This is a genomic window from Actinomadura craniellae, assembly GCF_003289645.1.
GTDB lineage: Bacteria > Actinomycetota > Actinomycetes > Streptosporangiales > Streptosporangiaceae > Actinomadura_D > Actinomadura_D craniellae.
This window is the reverse complement of the sequence record NZ_QLYX01000001.1, coordinates 763,639-783,310: the sequence shown is the minus strand read 5'-3', so window position 1 is coordinate 783,310 and position 19,672 is coordinate 763,639. Positions and strand designations below refer to the sequence as shown.

General features: G+C 71.7%; 17 protein-coding genes. 3 read left to right on the top strand and 14 right to left on the bottom strand.

Going from position 1 to position 19,672, the window contains the following annotated elements; all coding sequences use genetic code 11:
- Positions 1-7 precede the first annotated feature (7 nt).
- Positions 8-1,237 carry a DUF349 domain-containing protein gene (locus DPM19_RS03495; RefSeq protein ID WP_111863275.1) on the bottom strand — a complete coding sequence of 410 codons (1,230 nt, stop codon included), beginning with the start codon at positions 1,235-1,237 and terminating at the stop codon, positions 8-10.
- A gap of 95 nt (positions 1,238-1,332) precedes the next feature.
- A complete protein-coding gene (locus tag DPM19_RS03490; RefSeq protein WP_111863274.1) occupies positions 1,333-2,130 on the bottom strand; it encodes a peptidylprolyl isomerase in 798 nt (265 codons plus the stop codon).
- Positions 2,131-2,364: 234 nt separating this feature from the next.
- Here DPM19_RS03490 and DPM19_RS03485 point away from each other — a divergent pair, with 234 nt between their 5' ends.
- The 3 genes from DPM19_RS03485 to aspS are packed head-to-tail and all read left to right on the top strand — an operon-like array spanning position 2,365 to position 6,061.
- Positions 2,365-3,063: an MBL fold metallo-hydrolase gene (locus DPM19_RS03485; RefSeq protein ID WP_111863273.1), complete on the top strand. Its 699-nt coding sequence runs from the start codon at positions 2,365-2,367 to the stop codon at positions 3,061-3,063.
- Complete coding sequence (gene hisS, locus DPM19_RS03480; RefSeq protein ID WP_111863272.1) at positions 3,060-4,325, top strand: histidine--tRNA ligase; 1,266 nt, start codon at positions 3,060-3,062, stop codon at positions 4,323-4,325. Before DPM19_RS03485 ends, hisS begins: the two co-directional genes overlap by 4 nt.
- On the top strand, positions 4,322-6,061 hold the full coding sequence (gene aspS, locus DPM19_RS03475; RefSeq protein WP_111863271.1) for an aspartate--tRNA ligase: 1,740 nt from the start codon (positions 4,322-4,324) through the stop codon (positions 6,059-6,061). The genes hisS and aspS overlap by 4 nt, the downstream gene beginning before the upstream one ends.
- Positions 6,062-6,103: 42 nt before the next feature.
- On the opposite strand, the gene DPM19_RS03470 is transcribed toward aspS, so the two are convergent.
- The 12 genes from DPM19_RS03470 to pdxT form a co-directional block, all read right to left on the bottom strand.
- Positions 6,104-8,089: an arabinofuranosyltransferase gene (locus DPM19_RS03470; RefSeq protein ID WP_111863270.1), complete on the bottom strand. Its 1,986-nt coding sequence runs from the start codon at positions 8,087-8,089 to the stop codon at positions 6,104-6,106.
- A 77-nt stretch (positions 8,090-8,166) separates the two neighbouring features.
- Complete coding sequence (locus DPM19_RS03465) at positions 8,167-10,344, bottom strand: RelA/SpoT family protein (RefSeq protein WP_199484835.1); 2,178 nt, start codon at positions 10,342-10,344, stop codon at positions 8,167-8,169.
- A gap of 346 nt (positions 10,345-10,690) precedes the next feature.
- Complete coding sequence (locus tag DPM19_RS03460) at positions 10,691-11,221, bottom strand: adenine phosphoribosyltransferase (RefSeq protein WP_111863268.1); 531 nt, start codon at positions 11,219-11,221, stop codon at positions 10,691-10,693.
- A gap of 13 nt (positions 11,222-11,234) precedes the next feature.
- A complete protein-coding gene (gene secF, locus DPM19_RS03455) occupies positions 11,235-12,395 on the bottom strand; it encodes a protein translocase subunit SecF (RefSeq protein ID WP_111863267.1) in 1,161 nt (386 codons plus the stop codon).
- A complete protein-coding gene (gene secD / locus DPM19_RS03450; protein ID WP_233509799.1) occupies positions 12,395-14,119 on the bottom strand; it encodes a protein translocase subunit SecD in 1,725 nt (574 codons plus the stop codon). The genes secF and secD overlap by 1 nt, the downstream gene beginning before the upstream one ends.
- Positions 14,120-14,154: 35 nt before the next feature.
- The gene (gene yajC, locus DPM19_RS03445) at positions 14,155-14,604 is read right to left on the bottom strand and encodes a preprotein translocase subunit YajC (RefSeq protein ID WP_233509797.1); all 450 of its coding nucleotides are present in this window, start codon (positions 14,602-14,604) and stop codon (positions 14,155-14,157) included.
- Positions 14,605-14,791: 187 nt separating this feature from the next.
- The gene (ruvB, locus tag DPM19_RS03440) at positions 14,792-15,841 is read right to left on the bottom strand and encodes a Holliday junction branch migration DNA helicase RuvB (protein ID WP_111863266.1); all 1,050 of its coding nucleotides are present in this window, start codon (positions 15,839-15,841) and stop codon (positions 14,792-14,794) included.
- Entirely contained in the window at positions 15,838-16,452 is a 615-nt protein-coding gene (ruvA, locus tag DPM19_RS03435; protein WP_111863265.1) for a Holliday junction branch migration protein RuvA, read from the bottom strand. The genes ruvB and ruvA overlap by 4 nt, the downstream gene beginning before the upstream one ends.
- Positions 16,449-16,988, bottom strand: coding sequence for a crossover junction endodeoxyribonuclease RuvC (gene ruvC, locus DPM19_RS03430; protein ID WP_111863264.1), 540 nt, complete (start codon positions 16,986-16,988; stop codon positions 16,449-16,451). Before ruvC ends, ruvA begins: the two co-directional genes overlap by 4 nt.
- An 81-nt stretch (positions 16,989-17,069) precedes the next feature.
- The gene (locus DPM19_RS03425) at positions 17,070-18,236 is read right to left on the bottom strand and encodes a GNAT family N-acetyltransferase (RefSeq protein WP_111863263.1); all 1,167 of its coding nucleotides are present in this window, start codon (positions 18,234-18,236) and stop codon (positions 17,070-17,072) included.
- Between the two features lie 16 nt (positions 18,237-18,252).
- Entirely contained in the window at positions 18,253-19,002 is a 750-nt protein-coding gene (locus DPM19_RS03420; protein ID WP_111863262.1) for a YebC/PmpR family DNA-binding transcriptional regulator, read from the bottom strand.
- Between the two features lie 3 nt (positions 19,003-19,005).
- Positions 19,006-19,623, bottom strand: coding sequence for a pyridoxal 5'-phosphate synthase glutaminase subunit PdxT (gene pdxT, locus DPM19_RS03415; RefSeq protein WP_111863261.1), 618 nt, complete (start codon positions 19,621-19,623; stop codon positions 19,006-19,008).
- Between the last annotated feature and the right edge of the window lie 49 nt (positions 19,624-19,672).

Sequence of the window (19,672 nt, the reverse complement as noted above, 5' to 3'; positions counted from 1 at the left end):
GAGAACCCTAGGAGAACTCGGCCAGGGTGCGTTCGGCCTCCTCCAGCCAGGCGCGCCGGGCGGCCAGGGCCTCCTCGGCGTCCCGGGCGTCCTTGTCCCGGCCGGCCGTGCGGGCCTTGTCCAGCCGCTTCTCCAGCTGCTCGATGGAGGTGCGCAGCTGCGCCACCGTGGCCTCGGCCCGGGCACGGGCCTCGGGGTTGGTGCGCCGCCACTCGGACTCCTCCGCGGAGCGGACGGACTCCTCGATCTTGCGGAGCCGGCCCTCCAGCCGTTCGCGGGAGTCCCGCGGCACCATGCCGGCGGCCTCCCAGCGCTCCTGGATCGCCCGCAGCGCCTGGCGGGCCTGCCGGACGTCGCGGACCGGCAGCAGCCGCTCGGCCTCGACCAGGATCTTCTCCTTGGCCTCGGCGTTCACCTGCAGCTCCGCGTCACGCTCGGCGAACGCGGCGGACCGGGCGGCGAAGAACGCGTCCTGGGCGCCCTTGAACCGGGTCCACAGCTCCTCCTCGGCGTCCCGGCCGGCGCGCCCGGCGGCCTTCCACCGCCGCATCAGGTCCCGGTAGATCGAGGCGGTCTCGCCCCAGTCGGTGGAGTCGGCCAGCGCCTCGGCCTCGGTCACCAGCCGCTCCTTGGCGCCCCGGGCCTCCTCGCGCTGGTCCTCCAGCGTGGCGAAGTAGGCCTTGCGGCGCTTGGTGAAGGCGTTGCGGGCGGCCGACAGCCGCTTCCACAGGGCGGTCTCGGTCGGCCGGTCGATCCGCTCGGCGACCTTCCACTCCTCCACCAGCTGCCGTAGCCGCTCGCCGCCGTTCTTCCAGTGCGTCTCCTCGGCCGCGATGCGTTCGGCCTCGGCGACGATCCGCTCCTTGACGTCGCGGGCCTCGTGCCGGGCGTGCTCGCGCGCGACCTTCAGCTCCTCGCGGCGCTTGCCGACCAGCTCGGCCAGCGCGTCGAGCCGCCGGGCGAGGGTGTCGAGGTCGCCCACCGCATGGGCTTCGCCGACCGCCTCGCGCAGCCGCGCGATGCCCTGCTGTGCCTGGGCGGGCGGCAGGTCCGTGGTGCGGACCCGCTGCTCCAGCAGGTCGATCTCGGTCACCAGGGCGTCGTACTTGCGCCTGAAGTAGGCGAGGGCCTCGTCAGGAGCACCGGCCTGCCATGAGCCGACGACCCGCTCGCCGTCGGCCGTCTTCACGTAGACCGTGCCGTCCTCGTCGACCCGGCCCCAGGGATCAGCGGTCATCGCAGGCCTCCTCGACCCCTTCCGTGTCAGTCGCCCGACGGTGACGGCCCCAGGGCCGATCTGCCGGACATTCCACACCTTAGTGTCCCGTCACCCTATTTCCGGGCGACGGTGACGTCCTGGATCGTGACCTTCTTCTTCGGCGCACCGTCGCCCTTGGGCTCGGAGCCGGCCCCGGCCACCTGCTCAAGAATGTCCGTACCCGACAGGATCTTCCCGAAAATGGTGTAATCGTCCGGCAACTGGGAGTCGCCGTACACCATGAAGAACTGGCTGCTGTTGCTGTCGGGCTGCTGGCTGTGCGCCATCGCGACCGTCGCCTTGCCGTACTTCTTCATCTTCTGGGGGTCGCCGGTGCCCTCGTTGGGGAAGCGGTAGGGAGGACCCCCGGAGCCGGAGCCGGACGGGTCGCCGCACTGCAGCACCTTGATGCCCTCGGTGGTGAGCCGGTGGCAGTTCGTCTTGTCGAAGAAGTTCTTCTTGGCGAGGTGGGTGAACGAGTTCACCGTGCAGGGCGCCTTCTTGCCGTCGAGCTCCATGGAGATGTCGCCCAGGTTCGTCTCGACGGTAACCTTGACCTTGCCCTTGTAGGCGGGCTTGACCGGCGGATTCTCGACCTTCTTCGTCCCCGAGCCGTCGGGCAGGTAGAGGCATTCTCCGGGCTTGGCCGTGGGCCGGGGGGTGGGCGTCGGCTGGTCGGCCGCGACCTTCTGCTCGTCGCCGCCACCCGTCACCGCGACGATCGCGGCACCGCCGCCGGCGACCGCGACCACGGCCACCCCAGCGCCGATGATCTTCATCCTGCGGGCCCGGGCCTCCTGGGCCTGCCGACGCTGTTGCTGGCGCTCGTAACGCTGTCGCGCGAGCTGCTTCTTGCGGTCCTTCCCCGCCACGGGCTCTCTGCCTTCCGCTGTGATCAGGTGAACGTGGTGCGCATCGTAGCGGTAGCGGGCCACTGCCGTACCAGGGCCATGGGCCCATGAAAACGACACGGCGCCCGGCCATCTCGTTCGCGATCGCCTGACGCGCGCCGGTACGCTCGAACCGGGCATGGGCCTGCCAGGAGGCGGCCCGGCCGCGCGGATCGCGCCGCCGCCGCCCGCACACCGCTCGAAGGAAGGACGACCGTGCTCGTCGCCGGGTTCCCAGCCGGGTCGTTCGCCGCGAACTGCTATGTCGTGGCGCCCGCCGCCGGAGAAGAATGCGTGATCATCGATCCGGGGCAGGACGCCGCCGCCGGGATCGACGAGATCCTGCGCGAGCACCGGCTCAAGCCGGTCGCGGTGATCGCCACCCATGGCCACATCGACCACATCTGGTCGGTGGCCCCGGTCTGCGGCGCCAAGGACGTCCCCGCCTACATCCACCCCGACGACCGCGACCTGCTGACCGACCCGGCCAAGGGGCTCTCGCTGCAGCCGGGACAGCAGCTCTTCGGCGGGCTGACCTTCGCCGAGCCCGACGACGTGCGCGAGCTGTCCGACGGGGCCGTGCTGGAGCTGGCCGGGCTGCAACTGACCGTCGACCACGCGCCGGGGCACACCCCCGGCTCGGTGACGTTCCGCACCCCCGCCACCGAGAGCATCCCCGACGTGCTCTTCACCGGCGACCTGCTGTTCGCCGGCTCCATCGGCCGCACCGACCTGCCCGGCGGCGACTACCAGGCGATCCTCGACAGCCTCGCCCGGGTGTGCCTGCCGCTGCCGGACGAGACCGCGGTGCTGCCCGGGCACGGCGGGCAGACCACCATCGGCCAGGAGCGCGCCACCAACCCGTTCCTCGCCGAGCTCGCGCCTCCCCAGGGGCCGAGGGCGAGGGGGCTATGAGCTCCGGTTTCCGGGCCCCCAAGGGGATCAGCGAGTACGTCCCGCCGCGCGCGGACCTCCTCTACGCCATCCGCCAGGCCTTCGCCGAGCGGGCACGGCTGGCCGGATACGGCTACCTGGAACTGGCGGTCTTCGAGGACACCCAGCTCTTCCGGCGGGGGGTCGGCGAGTCCACCGACGTGGTCAGCAAGGAGATGTACACCTTCGAGGACCGCGGCGGCCGCTCCCTCACCCTGCGCCCCGAGTTCACCGCGGGGGTGCTGCGGGCGGTGCTGGAGCACGGCCTGCCCGGGCGCGGGCTGCCGGTCAAGGTCTGGACGACCGGGCCGGCGTTCCGCGCCGAACGCCCCCAGCAGGGGCGCTACCGGCAGTTCTACCAGCTCGACCTGGAGGCGATCGGTGGCGAGGACCCGCGGCTCGACGCCGAGACGATCGCGATCGCCTGGAACTGGTACCGCGACCTCGGGCTGCGCCAGGTGCGCCTGCTGCTGAACTCGCTCGGCTGCAAGGAGTGCCGTCCCGCCTACCGGGCCCGGTTGCAGGAGTTCCTGCGCAGCCTCGACCTCGACGAGGCCACCCGGGCGCGGATCGACCTGAACCCGCTGCGGGTGCTCGACGACAAGCGCCCGCAGGTCCAGGCCCAGCTCACGGACGCGCCGCTGATGGCCGACCACCTGTGCGCGGGATGCAAGGCCCACCATGACCGGGTCCGCGAGCTGCTGGCGGCGCTCGGCATCGCGTGGGAGGACGAGCCCCGGCTGGTCCGCGGGCTCGACTACTACACCCGCACCACCTACGAGTTCGACCACCCGCTGCTCGGCGCCCAGTCCGGCATCGGCGGCGGCGGGCGCTACGACGGGCTGTCCGAGGACATCGGCGGCCCGCCCCTGCCCGGCATCGGGTTCGGGCTCGGCCTCGACCGCACGATCCTCGCGCTGGAGGCCGAGGGAACCCCGTTCACGGCGCCGCCGGCCTGCCAGGTCTTCGGGGTGGCGCTCGGCGAGACGGCCGAGCGCGTCCTGTTCGCCGCGATCGACGAGCTGCGCGGGGCCGGGATCGCCGCGGACGCCTCCTTCGGGGGCAAGCGGCTCAAGGGCGCGATGAAGGACGCCGACCGTTCGGGCGCCGCCTACGCGGTGATCGTCGGCGAGCGAGATCTCGCGGCCGGGTCCGTCCAGCTGAAGGACCTGGCCAGCGGCGACCAGGTCGCCGTACCGCTCACCGACCTCACCACCACGCTGAAGGAAAGGCTCTCACGATGATCCGTACGCATGACGCCGGAGTCTTGCGGAGGGAGCACGCCGACCAGGAGGTCACCCTGGCCGGCTGGGTGGCGCGCCGGCGCGACCACGGCGGGGTCACGTTCATCGACCTGCGCGACGCCTCCGGTCTCGTCCAGGTGGTCTTCCGGGAGGAGGACACCGCGCACGACCTGCGGGCCGAGTACTGCGTCAAGATCACCGGCCAGGTCCGGGTGCGGCCCGCCGGGAACGAGAACCCCGAGTTGCCCACCGGCGACGTCGAGGTGGTCGCCACCGAGATCGACGTCCTCTCGGAGGCGGCGCCGCTGCCGTTCCCGATCGAGGCCGACGTCAACGTCAACGAGGAGATCCGGCTCAAGTACCGCTACCTCGACATCCGCCGCGAGGCGGTGGCCCGGGCGATGCGCCTGCGCTCCCAGGCGTCCTACCTGGTGCACGACGTCATGCAGGAGCACGGCTTCGTCAACGTCGAGACGCCCACGCTGACCCGCTCGACGCCCGAGGGGGCGCGCGACTTCCTGGTGCCGGTGCGGCTCAAGCCCGGCCACTGGTACGCGCTGCCGCAGTCGCCCCAGCTGTTCAAGCAGCTGCTGATGGTGAGCGGGCTGGAGCGGTACTACCAGATCGCGCGCTGCTACCGGGACGAGGACTTCCGCGCCGACCGGCAGCCGGAGTTCACCCAGATCGACATCGAGATGTCCTTCGTGGAGCAGGACGACGTCCTGAACGTCGCCGAGGACCTGGTGGCACGGCTGTGGCGGGACGTGGCCGGTTACGAGGTCCCCCGGCCGATCCCGCGGATGACCTACGCGGAGGCGATGCGCCGGTACGGCTCCGACAAGCCCGATCTGCGGTTCGGCGCCGAACTGGTCGAGATGACCGGGTACTTCGCGCAGACGCCGTTCCGGGTGTTCCAGGCCCCGTACGTGGGGGCGGTCGTGATGCCGGGCGGCGCCACGCAGACCCGCAAGGAGCTCGACGCCTGGCAGGACTGGGCGAAGGCGCGCGGCGCCCGGGGCCTGGCCTACGTGCTGGTCCAGGCCGACGGCACCCTCGGCGGCCCGGTGGCCAAGAACCTGTCGGAGGACGAGCGGGCCGGGCTGGCCGAGGCCGTCGGGGCCGCTCCGGGCGACGCGGTGTTCTTCGCCGCGGGCGAGGCCCGGGACTCGCGCGACCTGCTGGGCGCGGCCCGGCTGGAGATCGGCCGCCGGTGCGGCCTGATCGACGAGTCGGCGTGGGCGTTCGTCTGGATCGTCGACGCCCCGGTCTTCGAGCCGGACGGGGACGGCGGCTGGACCCCGGTCCACCACCCGTTCACCGCGCCCAAGCCCGAATGGGCCGACTCCTTCCACGAGCACCCGGGCGAGGCGCTGGCCGACGCCTACGACATCGTCTGCAACGGCAACGAGATCGGTGGCGGTTCGCTGCGTATCCACCGGGCCGAGATGCAGCAGCGGGTCTTCGACGTGCTGGGCATGTCCAAGGAGGAGGCCGAGTCGAAGTTCGGCTTCCTGCTGGAGGCGTTCAAGTACGGCCCGCCGCCGCACGGCGGGATCGCCTTCGGCTGGGACCGCACCTGCATGCTGCTGGCCGGCGGCGACTCGATCCGCGACGTCATCGCCTTCCCCAAGGCGGCCTCCGGCTACGACCCGCTGACCGGTGCCCCCACCGGCATCACCCCCCAGCAGCGCGCCGAGGCCGGGGTGGACGCCACCCCCGAGGAACAGGACCGCTGAAACCGGGTGGGGCCGTCTCCCGCGGGGACGGCCCCACGCCGCTCAGGGCCGGCGGATGGCCACCGTGGTGCCGTCGGGGAGGTCCTGGACGTAGAAGGACGCGGAGGCGAACTGGCTGCGGCCGAACCGCACCGTCTGCGGGACCCGCAGCCCCTTCCAGGTGAGGGAGTCTCCGTCCCGGCGGAGGACGAACACGTCGATCGGGCCGAACCCGGTGTCCGCGGACGCCCGGGCGAAGGCGTCCGGATCCAGGACGGTGGCGAGCCTGAGCAGGGCGTTGTGGCGGTCGACCCAGCGGGCCGGGCCCAGGGAGGCGTTCCGGTCGACGCCGATGAACCCCCGCCACGGCAGGAACGCGAAGATCTGCTCGCTGTAGGACAGGGTGCGGGGCCGCTCGTCCCCGGGGCGGACCTGGTACACCAGCCCCTGGATGTCGGCGACCGGCAGGTAGGACCGGGCGCCCCCCTTGGACGCCGACTGGGCGTGCAGGGTGCGGCGCCCGTCCGGCAGCCGCTGGACGTGCGCGTAGGCCGCCAGCCGGTTGGAGGTGTTCCAGTCCGGCACCGCCCCGCCGTCCGCGGTGGCGAGCCAGCGATTGGCGGGCATCCACACATACCAGTAGCTGTAGCCGGTGTAGCCGAGGAGGACCGTCAGCGCCACCACGCCGGCCCCGGCCGACAGCGACACGTCCTTGCGGCGCGCCCACCGCAGCAGTGCCGGGACGGCCTCCCAGGCGCCGAGCACGGCCGCCGCGATGAGGCAGGCGCTGATCAGCGGCAGCGTGTAGTAGAACAACCCGGTGTGCGCGGTGGCCACCCAGCGGATCATGCCGATCACCCGGTAGGCGTACGCTCCGGCCACGATGAGCAGCAGCGGGTTCGCCCACCAGGTGGTGCGGCCGTACCACAGCAGCGCGATCACCCCCGCGAGCTGGACCAGGCCGAACGGGGACAGGTCCAGGAACGGGAACGGGTCCTGGGAGATCTCGGTGGCCTGGTACATGTCGCCCACCTGCTGGCCGCCCTGAGCCATGGCGATCAGGTACGGGATCGTGTACCAGGCCGTCACCACCGCCACCACGGCGGTCACCCGGGCCAGGTGGAGCAGGTAGGCCCGGCGGTCCGGCTCGCTCCGCCACACCCACCAGCCCAGCACCACCAGCCCCACCGCGGCGAAGACGACATAGGCGTAGTAGGTCAGGCACAGTACGCCGGTGAGCAGGCCGGCGGGCAGCCAGTGCAGCCGCCCGCCCGGTGGCCGGGCCAGCGTGAGCAGCGCCAGCGGCACGAACACCGCCAGTGCGACCACCTCGTAGCACTTGGCCGGGTTGCCGAACGCCGGCAGCAGCAGCGCGCTGATCGCCAGGGCGGCGGGCGGGGCCGTCAGCCGGATCCAGAGGGCGAAACCGGCGATCACCGACCCCGAGATCATGATGATCTCCGCCGGGGCCAGCAACTGCCAGGCCGGCGTGTCCAGCAGCATGGCGATCTTGCCGACCACGTAGGGGAAGAGCGGCGGGTACTCCGCCGGCACCCCCGCCACGATGGCGTCGCTGGTCGCCCAGCTCACCGAGTAGCGCACGACCGCCGCCGACACCCGGCCGGAGTCGCCGTCGACGCCCTCGTAGGGGAACGGCGTGCCGACCAGCGCGGTGCGCAGCACCAGCACCAGGTAGGCGGCGAAGACCCCGGCACAGATCCCGATGAGCGTCGGGCCGGCGCGGCGCAGCGCGATGCAGGCCAGCAGGGCCGCGGCGGCACCGCCCAGTGCCAGCGGCAGGGTGGCGCCCCGCTGGGTGAACGGGTCGATGTTCAGCACCCGGGGCAGCGCGGCGGCCCAGGGCCCGAGCAGCGCCCAGGTCAGCAGCGCGACCAGCGCGGGATTGCGCAGCCCTCGGCCCAGCAGGGCCGGCCGGTGCCCGTCCTTGGCCGGGGCGGGCTCGGGCCGTGGTTCCGCCGTGACCTCGCGTTCCGGAGCGGGAAGGTCGTCGGCCGGCGCCCGCGGCGCGGGAGGTTGTTCGGAGCGCATGAGGGGACAGCCTAGGGTCTGTGGGACGCCGGAAGTTGTGCGAAACGCATAAACCTGCAGCTTGAGGTGTGTGGCTGCTATCGGGCGGCGGCTCCGCTGGTGACCCGGTAGACGTCGTAGACCCCGTCGATGGAGCGCACCGCCTTGAGCACATGGCCCAGATGCTTGGGGTCGCCCATCTCGAAGGTGAAGCGGCTGACCGCCACCCGGTCGCGGGTGGTCGTCACCGAGGCCGACAGGATGTTGACGTGCTGGTCCGACAGCACCCGGGTGACGTCGGAGAGCAACCGGGGCCGGTCGAGCGCCTCCACCTGGATCGCGACCAGGAACACCGAGTCCTCGCCGGGCGACCACTTCACGTCGATCAGCCGGCCGGGCTCGTTCTTCAGGCTCGCCACGTTGGAGCAGTCGGCCCGGTGCACCGACACCCCGCTGCCCCGGGTGACGAAACCCACGATCTCGTCGCCGGGCACCGGAGTGCAGCAGCGGGACAGCCGGACCCAGACGTCCGGGTCGCCGGCCACCACCACACCGGGGTCGCCGGGCCGGTTCCGCCCGCGCCGCCGGGTGGGCAGGGCGATCTCGGCCAGGTCCTCCTCGGCGCTCTCCACCCCGCCCAGCGCCTGGACCAGGCGCTGCACCACGGTCTGCGCGGAGATGTGCCCCTCCCCCACCGCGGCGTACAGGGAGGAGACGTCGGTGTAGCGCATGTCGCGGGCCAGCGCGAGCAGCGCCTCGCCGGACATCATCCGCTGCAGCGGCATGTTCTGCTTGCGCATCGCCCGGGCGATGGAGTCCTTGCCCGACTCGATCGCGGTGTCGCGGCGTTCCTTGGAGAACCAGTGCTTGATCTTGTTGCGGGCGCGGGCGCTCTTGACGAAGCCGAGCCAGTCGCGGCTGGGCCCGGCGTCGGGCGACTTGGAGGTGAAGATCTCGACGCTGTCGCCGTTGTCGAGGACCGACTCCAGCGGGACCAGCCTGCCGTTCACCCGGGCGCCGATGCACCGGTGCCCGACCTCGGTGTGGATGGCGTAGGCGAAGTCGACCGGGGTGGCCCCCTGCGGCAGCGCCATCACGTCGCCCTTGGGGGTGAAGACGAACACCTCCGAGACCGACAGGTCGAAGCGCAGCGACTCCAGGAACTCGGCCGGGTCGGCGGTCTCCTTCTGCCAGTCGAGCAGTTGCCGCAGCCACTGCATGTCGGCGGCCTTGCGGCCGGCGACCGTCTCCTCTTTGTACTTCCAGTGCGCGGCGACGCCGTACTCGGCCCGCCGGTGCATGCCCCAGGTGCGGATCTGCAGCTCGACCGGCTTGCCCTCCGGGCCGATCACCGTGGTGTGCAGCGACTGGTACATGTTGAACTTGGGCATCGCGATGTAGTCCTTGAACCGGCCGGGAACCGGGTTCCATCGCGCGTGGATCGAGCCGAGGGCCGCATAGCAGTCGCGGACGGAGTCGACGAGGACCCGGATGCCCACCAGGTCGTAGATGTCGTCGAACCCGACGTCGCGGGCGATCATCTTCTGGTAGATCGAGTAGTAGTGCTTGGGGCGGCCGGTCACCGTCGCCTTGATCCGCGCCTCGCGCAGGTCGGCCGAGACGTTCTCGATCACTTCCTGGAGGTACACGTCGCGGCGCGGCGCCCGCTCCGAGACCAGCCGGGCGATCTCGTCGAACCGCTTGGGGAACATGGTGGCGAACGCGAGGTCCTCCAGCTCCCACTTGAGCGTGTTCATGCCGAGCCGGTGCGCCAGCGGAGCGAAGATCTCCAGCGTCTCGCGGGCCTTCCGCTCCTGCTTGTGCCGGGGCAGGTAGCGCAGCGTGCGCATGTTGTGCAGCCGGTCGGCGAGCTTGATCACCAGGACCCGGATGTCGCGGGCCATGGCGACGACCATCTTGCGGACGGTCTCGGCCTCGGCGGCCTCGCCGTACTTCACCTTGTCGAGCTTGGTCACCCCGTCGACCAGCGCGGCGATCTCGCTGCCGAAGTCCTGCCGCAGCTCGTCGATCGTGTAGGGGGTGTCCTCGACGGTGTCGTGCAGCAGGGCCGCGCACAGGGTCTCGGTGTTCATGCCGAGCTCGGCCAGGATGGTGGCCACCGCCAGCGGGTGGGTGATGTACGGGTCGCCGCTCTTGCGCTTCTGCTCGCGGTGGTAGTGCGCGGCCACGTCGTAGGCGCGCTCGATCATCCGCAGGTCGGCCTTGGGGTGCGTGTTGCGGACCGTCTTGATCAGGGGTTCGAGTACGGGGTTCATAGTGGGACCGCGTTGGGCTCCCAGCCGGGCGAGCTTGCGCCGCACCCGGGCCGCCGACGGTGGGATTGTGGACTGGGCCGAGGTCGTCGCCGTGGGGAGGGCGGGCGCGTCGACGACTCCGTCGGGCTCCGCCGCCGCCCCGTCGGGCTTGTTCGCCGCCGGGGCGTTGCCGGGCGGCGCGTCCGGCGGTTGCGCGGCCGGAGTCACCGCGTTCGTCGAGGACACCTCACCGGGCACTCAGCCTCCTCATACCGCGTTGTTCGCGGATCTCACGGCCGCCCCCGCGTCGGGGACACTGCCGTCACCAGCCCCTCCTGACCACAAGTGTATCGGGGCCCGTTCGGCGCTAGACCGTCACCAGGGAGTGAACGTCGACACCGGAGCCGTCGAGTCGCTGCCGGCCGGGCAGGAACGACAGTTCCAGCAACACCGACAGGCCCGCGACCGTTCCCCCGCCGCGCCGGACGAGCTCGATGGCCGCCCCGGCGGTGCCGCCGGTCGCGAGCACGTCATCGACGATCAGGACCCGCTCCCCCGGGAGGAAGGCGTCCGTGTGCATCTCGATCGTCGCGGTGCCGTACTCCAGATCATAGGTCTCCTCGTGGGTGTTCGAGGGCAGCTTTCCCCTTTTCCGCACCGGCACGAACCCGGCGCCGAAGTGGTAGGCCACCGGAGCGGCGAGGATGAACCCCCGCGCCTCGATCCCCACGACCTTGTCGATCGTGCCCCTCCCGTGGTGGGCGACGATCGCGTCGACGACCCCGGCGAACGCCACGTGGTCGGCGAGCAGCGGGGTGATGTCCTTGAAAAGGATCCCCTCCTGGGGGTAGTCGCGGACGTCCCGGACCCGCTCCAGGATCAGCTTCTGCAGGTCCATCACCGCCGGCCTCTCACTTCTTGCCCCGGCTGCGGCGGCTACCGCGCTGGGGCTGGACCCGGGGGCCCTGCTGGACGAGCTTGCGCGCCGGGCGCGGCGCGGAGGTCTTGGGATCCGGGGTGACGGCCGGTGCGGGCTCCTCGTCCGCGGCATCGGAATCGTCACCACCCGGACCGGACGTGACCAGCTTGGCGGCCTTGGCCTGCCGTTTGGGGCTGGCCTGGCGGGCCTCGATCCGCTCGCGGATCTCCCGGTACCTGGGCTCGCGTTCCTTGAGCTGGACCAGCAGCGGGGTGGCGACGCAGATGGAGGAGTAGGTGCCGACCATGATCCCGACGAACAGCGACAGCGACAGGTCCTTGAGGGTGCCCGCCCCGAACAGCGTGGTGCCGATGAACAGGATGGAGGCCACCGGCAGGATCGCCACCAGGGAGGTGTTCAGCGACCGCACCAGCGTGCTGTTCAGCGCGTTGTTGGCGGCCTGACTGTAGGTGATCTTGGACTGCGGGCCGAGCGGTTTCGTCACCTCCTTGATCATGTCGAACACCACGACGGCGTCGTACAGCGAGTAGCCGAGGATCGTCAGGAAGCCCAGCAGGGTCGCGGGTGTCACCTCGAACCCGGACCACGCGTAGATCCCGGCCGTGATGATCAGGTCGTGGACGAGCGCCACCACCGCCGCGACCGCCATCCGCCCCTCAAAGGCCACCGACAGGTAGATGACGATGAGCAGCATGAAGACACCCAGCGCCTGCCAGGCCTTCTTGGAGATCTCACCACCCCACGAGCCGCCGACGACCTGGGTGTCGACCTGCCCGGCGGGCACGCCCAGCCGCTCGTTGATGGACTTCTTGACCTCGGCGACCTCGGTGGTGTCCAGGCTCTCGGTGGTGACCCGCCAGCGGTCGCCGGCCTCCTGCACGATCGCCTGGTGGGCCCCGCCCTCCTGGACGGCGGAGCGCACCTGGGTGATCGAGGCGTTCGGCGCCTTCATGCTGAAGACGGAGCCGCCGGTGAACTCCACGCCGAAGTTGAGGCCCTTGATGATCAGCCCGGCGATCGAGATGACCAGCAGCACGGCCGAAAGCGAGTACCACAGCCGGGGCCGGCCGACGATGTCGGCGCTGATCTCACCGCGGTAGATCCGGGCAATGGCGAGACGGAACCCGGACATCAGGCCTCCTGGCGCATCGAGCGGGTGGCGGTGCCGGTCTGGCGCAGCCGGTCGACATCGAGCCCGGACCACTTGTGGCCCCTGCCGAAGAACCGGGTCCGCGCCAGCAGCGCGACCAGCGGCTTGGTGAACATGAAGACCACCACCACGTCGATCAGGGTGGTGAGCCCCATCGCGAAGGCGAAGCCGGCCACCCCGCCGACCGCCAGGAAGAACAGCACCAGGGCGGCGATGAACGTGACGGCGTCGGCCACCAGGATCGTCCGGCGCGCCCGGCGCCAGGCCACCTCCACCGAGGGTCTCAACGGGCGGCCCGCGCGCAGTTCGTCACGCAATCGCTCGAAGTAGACGATGAAGGAGTCCGCGGTGATACCGATCGAGACGATCAGGCCGATGATGTGCGGCAGCGACAGCCGGAACCCGATGTTCTCGCCGAGGACGACGACCGACAGATAGGTCAGGCCCGCGGCGACCAGCAGGCTGAACACCGAGACGAGCCCGAGCCCCCGGTAGTAGATCATCGAATAGATGACGACCAGGCCCAGCCCGATCGCGCCGGCGATCAGACCGCCGCGCAGCTGGTCGTCGCCCAGCGTCGAGGACACCTCGTCGATCGAGCTGGGGGTGAACTTCAGCGGCAACGCCCCGTACTTCAGCACGTTGGCCAGGTCGGCGGCGTACTGCTGGTTGAAGCTCTCGGGCGGCCCGTAGATGCTGGCCTGACCGCCGGTGATCGCCCCGTTGGTGATGCTCGGCGCCGAGATCACCTGCCCGTCGAGCACGATGGCGACGTACTGCTGCGGCGAGCCGGGGTTCATCTGGTAGGCCTGGTACGCCTTGGTGGTGACGTCGGCGAACTGCCGGCCGCCCTGCGACCTGAACTGCAGCGACACCTGCCAGCTGTTCTGCCCCTGCTGCGCGTTCGGCGGCACCGCGTTGGCGTCGGAGACCTGCCGGCCCTCCACCTGGACGGGGCCGAGGATGTACTTGGCGTCGCCCTCCTGGGAGCAGACGGCGACCCACTGCTTCCTCGGGTCGTCGGCGCCGGGAACCCGCTTGCCCTTCGCGCAGGTGAGCTGCTGGTACTGGGCGATGACGGCCTTGTCGGTGATGCCCTCGAAGGTCTCGGCCGGCTGCTGCGGCTGGATCACCGGTGGCGAGGCGGGCGCCGACGGCTGCGCCGGGGCCGACCCGGACGGGGCCGGGGTGGGCTCCGCCAGCGCGGGCGGCACCGCCCGGCCCCGCGGCGTGGCCGTGCCGGACGGGCTCACCGACGGGGTCGGTTTGGGCGTCGGCTTGGCCGTGCCGGACGGCGCGGTGCTCGCCGGCGCGTCCGGCACGGCGTCGGAGATCGCGTAGACCTGCCGGAACTGCAACTGCGCCGTCGTCCCGATGAGCTGGACGACCCGGTCCTGCCCCTCGCCGGGCACGTTCACCACGATGACGTTGCTGCCCTGCTTGCTCACCTCGGCGTCCGAGACGCCGAGGCCGTTCACCCGGTCCCGCATGATCTCCAGGGCCTGGTTCATCTGGGCTTCCGGCGGGCTCTTGCCCGCCTCGGTCACCGCGGTGAGCGTGACGGTGGTGCCGCCCGCCAGGTCGAGCCCCAGCTTGGGCGTGGGGTGCCCTTGCAGGAACATCAGGCTCGTCAACCCGGCCATGATCGCGAACAGCACCAGGAGGGTGCGGCCGGGATTGGGCACGTTGCTTGGGGAGGAGGCCAACTGGATCGCCTAACTTTGCCGTCGTCGCCCGGTCGTCAGGGCTTCTTCACAGCCTTGTCGCCGGATTTCGCGAGATCGACCTCGTCAACCTCGTCGGCCGCGTCGGCCTTGGCGGTCTCGTCGGCCGCGTCGGTCTCCGCCAGCTCGGTCTCGTCGTCGTCGGCGTCGTCATCGTCCTCGACGTCGTCCTTGATGACCTGCATGATGGCCTGCTTGACGAAGCGGGCCTCCACCCCGGGGGCGATCTCCAGGGTGACGCCGTCGTCGTCCACCTCGGCGACCGTGGCGTACATGCCGTTGGTGGTCAGGACGCGGCTGCCGGGCTCGACCGAGTTCTGCAGTTCCATCTGCTCGCGCCGGCGCTTGCTCTGCGGCCTGATCAGGAAGAAGTAGAAGGCCACGGCGATGAGGATCAGCGGCATCAGGCTGACGATCGGGTTGCCGCCCTGAGCCTGCTCCGCGAGAACGTTCATGTCAGTGCCCATGAGACGGGGCATTCCTTCCGATATCGAGGACCCGATCCGTCGCCGGCACGGCGACACCGGGGAACCGCCGACGAAGGGCGGCGACCAAGTCCCGAAGTGTAGAGAGTACGTGTGACTCCGGCAAAGGCGCGACGATCCGGCGAGATGGAAAGTTCCCGGCGCCGCCCGATCCGGAGTTCACCCGGATTCATTCGTCAACATCGAAAAGGGTACCCGCCGCCGGCGATGGTGTTGGCGGGGTGAGGCCCAGGTGGGTCCAGGCCGCGGGGGTGGCGATCCGGCCGCGCGGCGTCCGGGCCAGCAACCCCTGCCTGACCAGGAACGGCTCGGCGACGACCTCGACGGTTTCGGGCTCCTCCCCCACCGAGACCGCCAGCGTGGACAGCCCGACCGGCCCGCCGCCGAACTTCCGCAGCAGCGAGCCGAGGACGGCGCGGTCGAGTCGGTCGAGGCCGCGCTCGTCCACCTCATACAGTTCCAGCGCCGCCCGGGCCAGTTCCGGGGTGACCCGGCCGTCGGCGCGGACCTCCGCGTAGTCGCGGACCCGGCGCAGCAGCCGGTTGGCGATCCGGGGCGTGCCGCGCGACCTGCCCGCCACCTCGGTGGCGGCCTCGGCGTCGATCCGCACGTCCAGCAGGCCCGCCGACCGGTCGATGATCACTTCGAGTTCGGCCGGCTCGTAGAAGTCCATGTGCGCGACGAAGCCGAACCGGTCGCGCAGCGGGCCGGGCAGCATGCCCGCCCGGGTGGTGGCTCCGACCAGCGTGAACGGGGCGATGTCCAGCGGGATCGCGGTCGCGCCGGGGCCCTTGCCGACGACGACGTCGACCCGGAAGTCCTCCATCGCCATGTAGAGCATCTCTTCGGCGGGCCGGGCCATCCGGTGGATCTCGTCGAGGAACAGCACCTCGCCCTCCGAGAGGGTGGACAGCACCGCCGCCAGGTCTCCCGCCCGCTCGATGGCCGGCCCGGACGTGATCCGCAGTGGCTTCCCCAGCTCGGCCGCGATGATCATCGACAGGGTGGTCTTCCCGAGGCCGGGCGGCCCGCTGAGCAGGATGTGGTCGGGCGGCCGGTTCCGCCGCAGCGCGCTCTGCAGCACCAGGGAGAGCTGCTCGCGGACACGCTCCTGGCCGACGAACTCCGCCAGCCGCTTGGGGCGCAGGGCGGCCTCGACCGCCTGCTCGTCCCCGGCCACGACCGGCGAGACGATCCGATCCTCGGGGTCGTGGGTCACGGGCGGCTCAGCTTCTTGAGGGCGGCCTTGAGCAGGACGGCGACCGGCGGGGCCTCGCCGTCGGGTCCGGCGGCGAGGTCGGCGGCGACCGCGTCCACCGCGCCCTCGGCGTCGCGGGCCGACCAGCCGAGGTTGACCAGCCCGGCCTGGACCTGGTCGCGCCAGGCCACGGCCGCGGCGGGACGGGGCACGTCGGCGGGGGCCCCGGACGGCGCGCCCAGCCGGTCCTTGAGTTCGAGCACGATGCGCTGCGCGCCCTTCTTGCCGATGCCCGGCACCCTGATCAGCGCGGTCAGGTCCTCGGTGGCCACCGCGTGCCGCAGCGCGTCCGGGGAGTGCACGGCGAGCATGGCCAGGGCCAGCCGGGGGCCCACCCCGCTGGCCGTCTGGAGCAGTTCGAAGACGGTGCGCTCGTCGTCGTCGGCGAAGCCGAAGAGGGTCAGCGAGTCCTCGCGGACCACCAGCGACGTCGCCACCCGGGCTTCCTCGCCCACCCGCAGCCCGGCCAGGGTCGCCGGAGTGCACTGCACGGACAGCCCGACGCCGCCGATGTCGACGACGGCGGCATCCGGCCCGGTCGCGGCCACCCGGCCGCTGACGAAAGCGATCACCTTCCGCTGCTCCCCTTCATCCGGCTGCGGGCGGCCAGCCGGGCGGCCTCGATCCGGGACTGCGCGCCGCCGCGCCACAGATGGCAGATCGCCAGCGCGAGCGCGTCGGCCGCGTCGGCCGGGCGGGGCGGGGCGTCCAGCCGCAGCAGGCGGGTCACCATCGCGGTGACCTGGGCCTTGTCGGCCCGGCCGCTGCCGGTGACCGCGGCCTTCGCCTCGCTGGGGGTGTGCAGGGCGACCGGCAGCCCGCGCCGGGCGGCGGCCACGATGGCGACGGCCCCGGCCTGTGCGGTGCCCATCACGGTGCTCACGTTGTGCTGGGCGAAGACCCGCTCGACCGCGACGGCGTCGGGGCGCACCTCGTCCATCAGTTCCTCGATGCCCTGTTCGATACCGAGCAGCCGGGCCGCGAGGTCGTCGTCCGGGCTGGTCCGGACCACGCCGACCCGCACCAGGGTGAGGGGCGCGCCGGGCGCGCCGTCGACCACTCCGACCCCGCACCGGGTGAGCCCGGGGTCGATGCCGAGCACCCGCACGCCCCACCCCTTTCGATCATGTGTTCGGCCCCACGCTACCGGAACATCCCGCCGTACCGGGCGAGGAGGCGCCGGCCCGGCTCAGAAGGCGTCGAGCGTGAAGGGGACACCGCCGAAGGCCGCGCCGAGTGCGGCGTCGGTGCCCGGGTCGCCGCCGCCCAGCAGGCCCGACCGGCGCAGGACCCCCACCGGGGCGCCGGCGTACAGCGCGGCCAGCCCGCGGGGGCCGAGCCGGACCGCCCGCTCCGCGGCCGCACCGGCGGGTTCCAGCCCGCCCGCGCCGCCGGAGACCGTCAGCCGCCAGGAGCCGGTGTTCCCGGGGCACAGCGGGTCCTCGATCACCAGTGGGGCGGAGACGTCCACCCCGGCGGGAAAGCCGCGGGCGGCGACGGCCGCGGGGGCGTCCACCACGCGCAGCATCCAGGGGTGCCGCCGCACCTCGTCGTCGGGGCGTTCGCGGACCAGCCAGAGGACCGGGTCGTGCGGGGCGGCGCGGACCTCGACGGTGCGGGCGATCGACGAGCCGGAGCCGACGATCGCCCACAGCGCGCGCAGCGTCCGCTCCGAGCCCGCCACCAGCTTGTCGACCTCCAGGGCCGCGCCGTCCCGGATCCAGCGATAGGACAGGAAACCGTCGTCGGCCAGGTAGCGGAACCGGCCGCCGGGCTCGTCGAGCCGGAGCCGCCACTCGTCCTCGCCCCAGTCGAGCGGGCCGCAGTCGGCGGCCGCAGCGTGCACCCGCCGCAGGACGGCGGCCACCTCGGCGGCGTCCTGCGGGCCCGGCCGCCGGACCGGCACCGGCTCGGCGGCCAGGGTGCGCAGCCCCTCCGCGGCCAGGCCGATGACGTGCTGGGCACCGGCGTGCTCCCAGCCGAACTCCCGGTAGAGCGGGGTGGTGGCCGGGAACAGCACCGACAGCGGGCTGCCCAGCGCGCCGCACCGTTCCAGCACGGCGGCCATGATCCGGCGCCCGGCGCCCCGGCCGCGGTCCTCGGGGGCGACGCTCACCCCGGCGATGCCCGCCATGGGGACCGCGCGCCCATGCCACCACTGGGCGAGGTCGAGGATCCGGGCGGACGCGACCAGCCGGTCGCCGTCGAAACCGCCGAGGTACAGGCCGTCGCGCACGGAGCGGGCGGCCCGATGCCCCCACTCCTCCCGGTCGGCGGCGGACGGCCAGGAGAACGCCCGGAAATCGTTGTCGGCGGCCGCGTCGAGGTCACCCTGGTGCAGTGGTCGGATCTTCACCGTCCGACCGTACCCGTCAGCCCAGCTTGGCCAGGACCTCGTCGTCGACGTCGAAGTTGGCGAAGACGTCCTGCACGTCGTCGGAGTCCTCCAGCGCCTCGATCAGCCGGAACACCTTCTTGGCGTTGTCCTCGTCGAGCGGGACCGTGACGCTGGGCAGCCAGTTGGCGTCGGCCGACTCGTAGTCGATGTCGGCCTCCTGGAGTGCGCTGCGGACCGCCACCATGTCGCCCGCCTCGCAGATCACCTCGAAGGACTCGCCGAGGTCGTTGACCTCCTCGGCGCCGGCGTCCAGCACCGCGAGCATCACGTCGTCCTCGCTGGCCCCGTCCTTGGGGACGATCACGACGCCCTTACGGTTGAACAGGTACGACACCGAGCCCGGGTCGGCCATGTTGCCGCCGTTGCGGGTCATCGCGGTGCGGACCTCGGAGGCGGCCCGGTTGCGGTTGTCGGTGAGGCACTCGATCAGCACGGCCACCCCGCCGGGGGCGTAACCCTCGTAGGTGATGTTCTGCCAGTCGGCGCCGCCGGCCTCCTCGCCCGCACCGCGCTTGCGGGCGCGCTCGATGTTGTCGAGCGGCACGGAGTTCTTGCGCGCCTTCTGGATGGCGTCGTACAGCGTGGGGTTTCCGTCGGGGTCGCCGCCGCCGGTCCGCGCGGCCACCTCGATGTTCTTGATCAGCTTGGCGAAGAGTTTGCCCCGCTTGGCGTCGAGAGCCGCCTTCTTGTGCTTCGTCGTCGCCCACTTGGAATGGCCGGACATTCGTTAATCCTCCTCCATCGCCCGACGCACCAGATCGACGAAGTACCGGTGCACCCGGAAATCGCCCGTCAACTCGGGATGAAAGGCCGTCGCCATCAGGCGCCCCTGACGGACCGCGACGATCCTACCGGCGCCGCCGCCCCCTTCGGCGCGCCCGAGCACCCGGACCCCGGCCCCGACGGACTCCACCCACGGTGCGCGGATGAAAACGGCATGGTACGGCGGATCACCCAGCTCCGGCAGGGAAATGTCGGACTCGAAGGAGTCGACCTGACGCCCGAACGCGTTACGGCGCACGACCATGTCGATGCCGCCGACGGTCTCCTGCCCCTGCGCGCCGTCGATGATCCGGTCGGCGAGCAGGATCATCCCGGCGCAGGACCCGTAGGCGGGCAGCCCCGCCCCCAGGTGCTTGCGCAACGGTTCGAGCATGTCGAACGTCCGGGCCAGCCGCCACATGGTGGTCGACTCCCCACCCGGGATCACCAGCCCGTGGACACGCTCCAGTTCCTCCGGCCGGCGCACGGCCAGGGTGCGCGCCCCGCCGGCCTCCAGCGCGCGCGCATGCTCGCGCACGTCGCCCTGGAGCGCGAGCACACCGATCGTCGGCAAAGCCGTCACAAAGGGCCCTTCCCAAGAATGCGGACGATGTAATTCAACGCCACCGGTC

Excerpts from the sequence above, each read along its gene's own strand:
- DPM19_RS03495 (WP_111863275.1), bottom strand. The coding sequence starts at position 1,237 with ATGACCGCTGATCCCTGGGGCCGGGTCGACGAGGACGGCACGGTCTAC.
- hisS (WP_111863272.1), top strand. The coding sequence starts at position 3,060 with ATGAGCTCCGGTTTCCGGGCCCCCAAGGGGATCAGCGAGTACGTCCCG.
- aspS (WP_111863271.1), top strand. The coding sequence starts at position 4,322 with ATGATCCGTACGCATGACGCCGGAGTCTTGCGGAGGGAGCACGCCGAC.
- DPM19_RS03470 (WP_111863270.1), bottom strand. The coding sequence starts at position 8,089 with ATGCGCTCCGAACAACCTCCCGCGCCGCGGGCGCCGGCCGACGACCTT.
- DPM19_RS03465 (WP_199484835.1), bottom strand. The coding sequence starts at position 10,344 with ATGAACCCCGTACTCGAACCCCTGATCAAGACGGTCCGCAACACGCAC.
- DPM19_RS03460 (WP_111863268.1), bottom strand. The coding sequence starts at position 11,221 with ATGGACCTGCAGAAGCTGATCCTGGAGCGGGTCCGGGACGTCCGCGAC.
- secF (WP_111863267.1), bottom strand. The coding sequence starts at position 12,395 with ATGTCCGGGTTCCGTCTCGCCATTGCCCGGATCTACCGCGGTGAGATC.
- yajC (WP_233509797.1), bottom strand. The coding sequence starts at position 14,604 with ATGGGCACTGACATGAACGTTCTCGCGGAGCAGGCTCAGGGCGGCAAC.
- DPM19_RS03420 (WP_111863262.1), bottom strand. The coding sequence starts at position 19,002 with ATGTCCGGCCATTCCAAGTGGGCGACGACGAAGCACAAGAAGGCGGCT.